This window comes from Pseudoalteromonas sp. ND6B, assembly GCF_000764215.1.
GTDB lineage: Bacteria > Pseudomonadota > Gammaproteobacteria > Enterobacterales > Alteromonadaceae > Pseudoalteromonas > Pseudoalteromonas tetraodonis.
In genome coordinates this window covers 1-2068 of sequence record NZ_JQFL01000083.1, presented here as the reverse complement: position 1 = coordinate 2068, position 2068 = coordinate 1, and the positions used below count along the sequence as shown (strand labels likewise).

At 39.5% G+C, this 2068-nt stretch carries 3 protein-coding genes and 1 other annotated feature; of the genes, 1 reads left to right on the top strand and 2 read right to left on the bottom strand.

Annotation, left to right across the window (positions count from 1 at the left end):
* Positions 1 to 39 precede the first annotated feature (39 nt).
* A protein-coding gene (locus ND6B_RS00720; RefSeq protein ID WP_089368775.1) for an IS3 family transposase occupies positions 40 to 1259 on the bottom strand; the annotation gives its coding sequence in 2 pieces (ribosomal slippage) (positions 40 to 980 and positions 980 to 1259; 1221 coding nt in all).
* Positions 865 to 981: a sequence feature (AL1L pseudoknot), on the bottom strand. (Overlaps the previous gene by 117 nt.)
* Positions 1260 to 1394: 135 nt before the next feature.
* Between ND6B_RS00720 and ND6B_RS00730 the strand changes: the two genes are divergently transcribed.
* Positions 1395 to 1913 (top strand): hypothetical protein, encoded by a 519-nt coding sequence (locus ND6B_RS00730; protein WP_033104358.1) that lies wholly within the window; start codon positions 1395 to 1397, stop codon positions 1911 to 1913.
* A gap of 18 nt (positions 1914 to 1931) precedes the next feature.
* Here the strand turns inward: ND6B_RS00730 and ND6B_RS20060 are convergent.
* Positions 1932 to 2068, bottom strand: a 137-nt coding sequence (locus ND6B_RS20060) for a transposase domain-containing protein (RefSeq protein ID WP_152569107.1), incomplete at its 5' end; no start/stop codon positions are given.

The window sequence follows — 2068 nt, the reverse complement described above, 5'->3', positions numbered from 1 at the left end:
TGAATCGCCCCGAGTTCATCGGAGACCAGTTTGTTTAAGTCAGGCCACTTTACCTGACTCGTTTAAATTATCATAGTAGTCTGTTTCATATTGAGCTGGTGAAATATACCCAATTGAAGATAATAAGCGTTGATTATTAAACCAATTGACCCACTCTAACGTTGCGTATTCAACAGCATCAACATTCTTCCACGGGCCATTTCTGCGAATAATCTCTGTTTTAAATAATCCATTTATTGTTTCAGCCAATGCATTGTCATAAGAGTCACCCACACTGCCTACAGACGCTTGAATTCCAGCTTCAGCAAGTCGCTCAGTGTATCGTATAGACAAATATTGGCTGCCTCTGTCGCTGTGGTGAATTAACCCTTCGGGGTTGCCACGATGCCAAATAGCTTGCTCTAACGCATCAAGAATAAGCTCTGTGTGCATTGTCGTTGATACACGCCAACCTACAATGTATCGTGAAAAAACATCTATCACGAAAGCGACATAAACAAACCCACTCCATGTGGCAACATAGGTGATGTCAGCTACCCAAAGTTGATTTGGCTGCTCAGCAGTAAATTGACGATTAACTAAATCAAGTGGCTTATCTTGTTGCTCGTCAGGTATCGTTGTCTTATGTGCTTTACCCCGACGAACACCTTGAATTCCCATAACTCGCATCAATCGTTCGACTGTACAGCGGGCGACTTGATGGTCGTCAAGCTGTAGCTGCTTCCATATTTTTCTTGCACCATAAACTGACATATTATCCTCCCACACTTCGCGAATGAGTATTATCAGCTCAGCATCACGCTTTTTGCGGTTAGACAGTCGCTCAGGCTCTCTTTGTATCTGTTTATGAGAATAATACGTTGATGGTGCAATCGGCAATTCCTTGCAAATTGACTCGACACCGTAATGCTCTCTGCAAGCATCAATAAAATCCACTATTACTTCTGTTTGCGGTCGAGCTCCGCTTGGGCGAAAAAAGCGGCAGCTTGCCTCAGGATATCATTCGTTCGCTTGAGCTCTTTATTCTCGCGCTCTAAGACGGCAAGGCGTTCTTCAGTTGATTGCGTATTAGAAGAGGGTTTAGACGGTTGAGCTTGAGATTTCTTGACCCATGCTCTAAGTGTTTCTGGGGTACATCCCAGTTTATCTGAAATCGATACTAGCGCAGCCCAAAGAGAAGGGTATTCATGCTGTTGTGTGGTAACAAGCCTAATTGCACGTTCACGAAATTCTGATGTATAGCGATTTGATTTTTTCATAGTTCCAGTTTCTCAAGTTATTGAGTCTCTGGCAAACACGGGGCGATTCAAACTCTCATTTCTTTATGGTTATGAGAATCTGGTTTTTCGAAATTATAAGCCGTCTGAACTATACAATATAACGAGAAATTTATAATGAAAAGTAAATCCACTCTTTCAATTAATTTACCAAAGGAGAGGGTTCTACTCTCAGAAGTTAGCCCTTTTGAAGTTCCAATTACCTTTTCCAATAGAGGTCTATATAAATTCAGTAGAGACAATAAACTGAGCTTTGATTTGTCTGAACAGAAGTTTAAATGGTTACATCTTAATGATAAGCATGACAGAGTTGTAAGGTTTATTTTAGGTCTGCCTGATGCGGTAAAAATAGAAAAGGTTGATATAAAAGGAAGAAAATATTCAGAAATAGGGATTAGTAAAGGACTTAAAAATTCCAAATATATTTTAGGTTATACAATACCATATAACTATAAAATAATACAAAAAGCCGATAAAAAGAGAACTTTATCAATTTTACACCCTTATTCCCAGCTTATGTGGGTGTCATTCTATGACAAATATAAGGATCTTATTATTTATTATATGTCAAAAAGTAAGGCATCTCTTAGAAAGCCAGTTAAAATATCTGCCTGTAAATTTATTGATAGAAGGTGAGCGTCTAGCGAACTACACCTATGTTTTAAAATTCCAGGGTAACAAGCTGTCGATATCGGGCTCAGGCTGGCACAGTTCATCAAGGCAAGCACAGATGTAATTAAATGGGATTAGACCATTTATCTTGGCGGTTTCCACAATGCTGTAAAGGGTGG

Coding starts and splice junctions, on each gene's coding strand:
- ND6B_RS00730 (WP_033104358.1), top strand. CDS start 1,395: ATGAAAAGTAAATCCACTCTTTCAATTAATTTACCAAAGGAGAGGGTT.